Origin of the sequence: Alcanivorax sp. UBA3183 (genome assembly GCF_002364155.1) — a bacterium.
Classification (GTDB): domain Bacteria; phylum Pseudomonadota; class Gammaproteobacteria; order Pseudomonadales; family Alcanivoracaceae; genus Alcanivorax; species Alcanivorax jadensis.
Genome location: NZ_DEXN01000031.1, coordinates 1 through 6,692, shown reverse-complemented (window position 1 = coordinate 6,692; position 6,692 = coordinate 1). Strand labels below are relative to the sequence as shown.

Sequence of the window (6,692 nt, the reverse complement as noted above, 5' to 3'; positions counted from 1 at the left end):
TCCCGGAAACCCGCGATGAACCATAAAAAAGCCCCGCTAAAGAGCGGGGCTTTTTTATGGGCGAAGTATCAGCTTACCTCAGGATTCTGAGGAAGCGTCCTCTTCTGCGGCTTTGGCGGCGGCTGCCGCTTCTGCCTGTTGCTGCCGGCGGCGCTGGCGCGGGTCGTTGCTGGCCCGGCCCATCTCTGCGGCGGCGGGTTTGGCTTCGGCGCGTACCGCTTTTACCTCGGTGGCCCGGCTGGGTAGCTCATTGGCTTCCGGCTTGGGGGCCTCTTTCGGCTTTTCCGCTTCACGGGGGGCCGGCGCGGTGCGCTGGTAGCCCGGTTGACGCGGGTCATTGCTGGCACGGACCGTGGCATCGTCCTCGGCGGCGCTTTCTTCTGCCACCGGTTCGCTGGCGGTCGGCTTGTCTTCCGCTTGAGCCGGAGCTGGGGCTTCTGCAGCTGGCGCCTCGGTCGGGGTTTCTGCCTTGGCCGTGTCCTGCGCTTGCGGCTCAGGTTGCTCTGGCGCATCGGTTGTGGCCGCTTGCGGTGCAGCAGCGGGTTGCTCCGCTTTGGGCTCAGCGGCTTTCGGTGTTTCGGCCTGGGGAGCCTCAGCTTCCTGGGCCGGTTTTTCCTGGGCCGGTTTCTCTGCAGCAGGCGCTTGCGCTGCCGGTTTGTCGGCCTGTTTCTCGGGCGCTTCAGCTTGCGGTTCCGCTTGAGCCTTTACTTGCGGCTCTGCTTTTACCTGCTGCTCGGGCTGCGGTTCTGCTTTCGGCGCCGGAGCCGGGGCGGCAGGCTGCTCTGCTGTTTGCGCGCTGGAGTCTTTCTCTACCTTTTCGGCTTTGGCCGTTTCCTGAGCCTGTGCCGGCTTGGCAGCGCTTTGAGTCTCAGCTTTCTCGGTATTCTCAACCTTGGTAGCTGCCTGAGGCTGCTCACCAGCAGTCGGTTCCTGTGCTGGAACCAGCTTCGCCGGCGGATGGCCTTCGTTGTCCATCACCGTTGGCGGGGCAGGGGTACGGGCCGGCTGAGCCTGCTGGGGCTTCTGCTCGCCAGCGGGTTTGTCGCCATTGGCTGCGGATTTTGCCGGACGCTGACGTTCGCGCAGCGGACGATCATCCTTGGCATCGTTGCGGCGGGACGCCTTGGGGCCCTTGCTGTCGCTGTTGCCTTCGGTGTTGTCCTGCTGCTGGGGCTTCTTGTTGCGTGGCTTGTTGCCGCCGTCGCTCTTGTCGCCCTTGTTGTCGTTGCGACCGTCATTGCGGCCTTCATTGTTGCGACCGTCGTTACGGTTGTCGCCGCCACGGTTGTCGTTGCGATTACGACGGTTGTCGTTACGGCCGCGACGTTCGTTGCGGTTGTCGTCCTTGTTGTCGCCGGAGCGGTCTGCAGAACGGTTGTCGCCACGATTGTCAGACTGGCGGTTGTCGCTCTTGCGATTGCCACCGTCCTTGTCGTTCTGGCGTTTGTTGCGCGGGTTGCGATTATCGTTATCGCCACCCTTGCCGCCGCTCTTGCCTGCATCCTGCTTGTTACGGTTGTCGTTACGGTTGCGGTTGTTGCCGCCGCGACCACCGCGGGTGTTCTGCTGGCGCGAGCTACCCTTGCCCTGGGGCTGGGGTTTCTTGGCCTTGGGCTGCTTGGGTTCGCTGGTAAAGATCTGCGCCAGCCAGGTGAAGAAACGGGCCAGGATGCCTAGATTTTCTGTAGGGGTAGCCGCGGGTGCCGGAGCCGGTTTCGGCGGCGGCGGGGCGGTGTCCGGTGCCATCAGTTTGACGGCCGGCTCCTGGGTCTTGATTTCGGTGTCCTGGGCGGAGGCGATATCCGCATCCTTGTTCCCTTCCAGCAGTTCCAGTTCATGGCTGGGCTGGGCGATGGTCTGGTCATCACGAATCCGTTCCACCTCGAAATGCGGGGTTTCCAGATTCTGGTTGGGGATGATGACCACGCGAACATTGTGCGCATCTTCAATGGCGCGCAGGGGTTCGCGTTTCTCGTTAAGCAGGTAGGTGGCGACGGCCACCGGCACCTGGGCCTGGATCTCGCCGGTGCGCTCCTTCATCACCTCTTCTTCAATGAGGCGCAGGATGCTCAGAGCCAGGGATTTCACATCACGGATGTGGCCCTGACCGTTACAGCGCGGGCAAACAATGCTGGAGGTTTCCCCCAGGCTCGGGCGCAGCCGCTGACGGGACAGCTCGAGCAAACCGAAGCGGGAAATGCGGCCCAGCTGGATACGGGCGCGGTCGGCCTCCAGGGCATCGCGCATGCGATTTTCCACGTCCCGCTGGTTGCGGGCCGGACCCATGTCGATGAAGTCCACCACGATCAGGCCGCCGATATCACGCAACCGCAACTGGCGGGCGATTTCATCCGCTGCTTCCAGGTTGGTGTTCAGGGCGGTTTCCTCGATGTCCGCGCCTTTGGTGGCACGGGAGGAGTTGATGTCGATGGACACCAGCGCTTCGGTGGGATCGATAACAATGGAGCCACCGGAAGGCAGCTTCACTTCGCGCTCAAAGGCGGTCTCGATCTGGGACTCGATCTGGAAGCGAGAGAACAGCGGGGTTTCGTCGCTGTACAGTTTGATCTTGTGCTGGAAGTCCTGCATCACCTGCTGCACGAAGCCCTGGGCCTCGTCGTAGACTTTTTTGGAGTCGATCAGGACTTCGCCGATGTCCTTGCGCAGGTAGTCGCGGATAGCACGGATGATGACGTTGGATTCCTGATAGATCAGGAAGGGCGCCTTGCGATCCTTGGAGGCATCGTCGATGGAGTTCCACAACTTCAGCAGGTAGTTCAGGTCCCACTGCAGTTCCTCGGCGCTGCGTCCCAGGCCGGCGGTACGAACGATCACACCCATTTCATCGGGGATGGTCAACGCGCCCAGGGCTTCCTTGAGCTGCTGGCGTTCTTCACCCTCAATGCGACGGGAAATACCGCCGGCACGGGGGTTGTTGGGCATCAGTACCAGATAGCGGCCGGCCAGGCTGATGAAGGTGGTGAGGGCGGCGCCCTTGTTGCCACGTTCTTCCTTGGCCACCTGAATGATGACTTCCTGACCTTCCTTGATCACTTCCTTGATGTTGATGCGACCCTGGATGTCTTTCGGGTCTTTCTGGAAGTACTGACGAGAAATTTCCTTGAGGGGAAGAAAGCCGTGACGCTCGGCGCCGAAATCTACAAACGCGGCTTCCAGGGACGGTTCCACCCGGGTGATCTTGCCTTTATAGATGTTGGCTTTTTTCTGTTCACGGGTTCTGTGTTCGATATCCAGGTCATACAGCCGTTGGCCGTCGACCAGTGCCACCCGAACCTCTTCAGGGTGAGTGGCGTTAATAAGCATACGTTTCATGGTGCTACCACAAGTTTGTGGTGGCATGAGGCAGGGCCGGAATGTAACCGGTAGCAGACCAGGGGGAGTGCTGGCAGGCTTGTCACGGGCAGGGCGCACGCGGGGCGTGTTTGATCGCTTTCCTGGGTGATTATAGTGCCTGAGTCAGCGGCTCTCCGAGTTGTGTGCAATGTTTAGTGCGTAATCGTACTGACAATAGGCCAGCCTGTAATGCTTCACGCGATTGCCGTGGTTAGTTGTCACACAGCAATGTGTAAACTCTTGTCTGTCTGTTTTCCAGGTCGTTTGACCGGCGCTGCAGCCACCATCGTTAATGTTCAGGGTCCGTCATCGGACGCTGTTTAAACGGGTTCATCTGCAGCGTTTGCCCACACTGCAATCTGCGAATGGGCGATAACGCTTTATTGTAGACCTGAGGCGGGCTCTGTCTTCTCGGCTATGCCGGAGCGGGCCAGACGGCGAATGTTCGCTGCGCGTCGCCGTCGCCTATATTCAGGTCGACGCTTGACTATAGCAGCAAAAGCCAAGAGAGATCAATCAGATAGGAACAGGGCAGTGAATAGTGAATAATTAACAATTAATAGTTAAAAGCTATAATCTATCATGGGTTTATAGTTTTATTGGACGCGGTTTCGTTGCTTTCAGGTGGTTATGTGCGGCATTCATGCAGCTATTAATTATTCACTATTAACTATTCATTGCTCTTTTCTATAGAATCGCCGACATGTCAGACGAGACCCCCGCAGCGAACCGTGTCAGCTTCGTGACCATCGACGAAGGCCGCCATGGTCAACGCCTGGACAATTTTCTCTTCACCCATCTGAAAGGGGTGCCCAAATCCCGTGTCTACCGGATCATTCGTTCCGGGGAGGTACGGGTCAATAAAGGGCGCGCCCGCCAGACTACCCGGCTTGCCACTGGGGATGTGGTGCGAATTCCGCCGATCCGCACCAGCGAATCCGAGGCCCCGCCGGTGGTCAGCAGCGGGCTCACCGAGCGCCTCAGCCGGGCCTGTGTCTATGAGGATGATCAGCTCTTCATCTTCAACAAGCCCGCCGGTCTGGCGGTGCACGGTGGCAGCGGGGTGAGCCTGGGGCTGATTGAGGCCCTGCGGGTGATTCATCCGGCGGAAAAGGAGATGGAGCTGGTCCACCGGCTGGACCGGGATACCAGTGGACTGATCATGGTGGCCCGCAAGCGTGCCTTTCTGCGCAAGATGCAGCGTCTGATGCAGGCCGGTGAGGTAGAGAAGCGTTACTGGTTGCTCTGCCAGGGCTTCAAGGGCAAGGAGCGCACCATGGACGCGCCACTGCTGAAAATGCAGAACGGCAACGAGCGCATTGTCCGGGTGTCCCGGGAGGGCAAGGCGTCGGTCACCCATTTTCGCATGCTGGAGCGGCTGGCGGATGTGCAGCTGGTTGAGGCGACCCTGGAAACCGGTCGCACCCACCAGATCCGTGTACATAGCCAGTTTGGCGGGTTCCCGTTGCTGGGGGACGATAAATACGGCACCGACAAGGGGGCTGCTTTACTCGCCAGCATCGGTCACAAGCGTTTGTGCCTTCATGCCCGCAACCTGGTCTTTCCCCATCCCAATAGCGGCAAGAAGGTGACCATCACCGCGCCGCTGGATGAGGATTTCGAGGCCATCCTGAAGACACTGCGAGGTGCCCGGTGAACTACGATCTGGTGATTTTTGACTGGGACGGCACGGTGATGGACTCCACCGGACGGATTGTCAGCTGCATGCAGCTGGCGGCGGTGGATCTGGGTCTCCCTTCACTGCCCGATGAAACCGTATGCGGCATTATCGGTCTGGGGTTGCCGGAGGCAATCGGCACGCTTTACCCGGTGCTGGACGCTGGAGGCATTGAGCGCATGCGCGAACGCTATGCCTTTCACTTTATTGCCGCTGAGGCTACACCCAGTGCTCTTTATCCCGGTGCTGAATCCCTGCTGACCGGGTTGCGGGAAGCAGGGATGAAGCTGGCAGTGGCCACGGGCAAGAGCCGCAAGGGCTTGCAACGGGTATGGGGCAACACCGGGCTCGATCGCTATTTTGATGCCTCCCGTTGTGCGGATGAGAGCCATTCCAAGCCGCACCCGGCCATGGTGCTGGAGTTGCTTCAGGAGATGGCAGTGTCGGCTCAAAGAGCGATTGTGGTGGGCGATACTACCTTTGATCTGGAGATGGCCAGAGCCGCCGGGGTTGACCGTGTGGCAGTCAGTTACGGCGCTCATCCGGTAGAGAAACTGTTGCCTTGTGAGCCTCTGGCTGTCATTGATAGATTGCATCATCTGCTGCCAGTGCTAGGGCTGGCAGCGACTGAACTGGTTACGGAGAGTCTGTAAATGGAAAATCAGCCCCCTTCATCCCGTCCCGGGAACGAGCGTGAGTGGAAACTCATCGAGAAGCTGCTGGGTCAAGCCCAGGATGAGCACCGTAAATCCCGTCGCTGGGGGATTTTCTTCAAGATTCTGACGTTCGTTTACCTGTTCGTGCTGCTATTCATCATGCTGCCGGGCAAGGCCGGAGAAACCATGAAGGTCACTGAGGAGCATGTGGGCTTCGTGACGGTCTCCGGTGTGATCGCGCCGGATCAGGATGCCAGCGCGGATATGATTGTAAGCGGTCTGACGCGGGCTTTCGAAGCGGAGAATAGCAAGGCGGTTGTTATCAAGATCAATAGTCCGGGTGGTTCGCCGGTGCAGTCCAATCAGGTGTACAACGCCATTAAGCGCCTGCGCGCCGAATATCCCGAGAAAAAGGTTTATGCTGCCATCACCGATCTGGGGGCGTCCGGCGCCTACTATATCGCCTCCGCCGCTGATGAAATCTACGCGGACCCGGCCAGCATCGTGGGGTCCATTGGCGTGATCATGGCCGGCTTCGGTTTTGAGGAGGCAGCCGAGAAACTGGGTGTGGAACGTCGTGTGCTTACCGCCGGTGAAAACAAGGCGGTGATGGATCCCTTCTCCCCGATCAGCCCGGAAGACCGTAAACACATGCAGGTGATGCTGGATGAAATCCACCAGCAGTTTATTACGGCAGTAAAAAACGGTCGTGGTGATCGCCTGAAAGCGGACACCCATCCGGAAATCTTCTCTGGTCTATTCTGGACCGGCGAGAAGGCCATGGAGCTGGGCCTGGTGGATGGCCTGAAGAGCCCGGGTAATGTGGCCAGGGACATCGTCGGGCTGGAAGAGATGGTCAACTACAGCGTCAGTCGTTCGCCCTTTGAGGAATTTGTTCGCCGTTTCGGGGTGTCCATCGGGGAAGGCTTAGCCAACAAGCTGGGCCTGTCTGCAGCGCCGGCAATTCGCTGAAATGAAATGATAGCTACGAGCTACGAGCTACG

4 protein-coding genes are annotated in these 6,692 nt (G+C 59.2%); 3 read left to right on the top strand and 1 reads right to left on the bottom strand.

The features are described from left to right. Window positions 1-78: 78 nt before the first annotated feature. A complete protein-coding gene (gene rne, locus B3Q33_RS10700; RefSeq protein WP_273010273.1) occupies window positions 79-3,333 on the bottom strand; it encodes a ribonuclease E in 3,255 nt (1,084 codons plus the stop codon). A 724-nt stretch (window positions 3,334-4,057) separates the two neighbouring features. Here rne and B3Q33_RS10695 point away from each other — a divergent pair. From B3Q33_RS10695 to sppA, 3 genes are read left to right on the top strand one after another with little or no spacing between them, the layout of a single operon-like run. Continuing rightward, the gene (locus tag B3Q33_RS10695; protein WP_035247311.1) at window positions 4,058-5,011 is read left to right on the top strand and encodes an RluA family pseudouridine synthase; all 954 of its coding nucleotides are present in this window, start codon (window positions 4,058-4,060) and stop codon (window positions 5,009-5,011) included. Continuing rightward, window positions 5,008-5,685 carry an HAD family hydrolase gene (locus B3Q33_RS10690; protein ID WP_272962946.1) on the top strand — a complete coding sequence of 226 codons (678 nt, stop codon included), beginning with the start codon at window positions 5,008-5,010 and terminating at the stop codon, window positions 5,683-5,685. Before B3Q33_RS10695 ends, B3Q33_RS10690 begins: the two co-directional genes overlap by 4 nt. Then, complete coding sequence (gene sppA / locus B3Q33_RS10685) at window positions 5,686-6,660, top strand: signal peptide peptidase SppA (protein WP_272975361.1); 975 nt, start codon at window positions 5,686-5,688, stop codon at window positions 6,658-6,660. It begins immediately after the preceding gene. Window positions 6,661-6,692: the final 32 nt, after the last annotated feature.

Coding starts and splice junctions, on each gene's coding strand:
- B3Q33_RS10695 (WP_035247311.1), top strand. CDS start 4,058: ATGTCAGACGAGACCCCCGCAGCGAACCGTGTCAGCTTCGTGACCATC.
- sppA (WP_272975361.1), top strand. CDS start 5,686: ATGGAAAATCAGCCCCCTTCATCCCGTCCCGGGAACGAGCGTGAGTGG.
- rne (WP_273010273.1), bottom strand. CDS start 3,333: ATGAAACGTATGCTTATTAACGCCACTCACCCTGAAGAGGTTCGGGTG.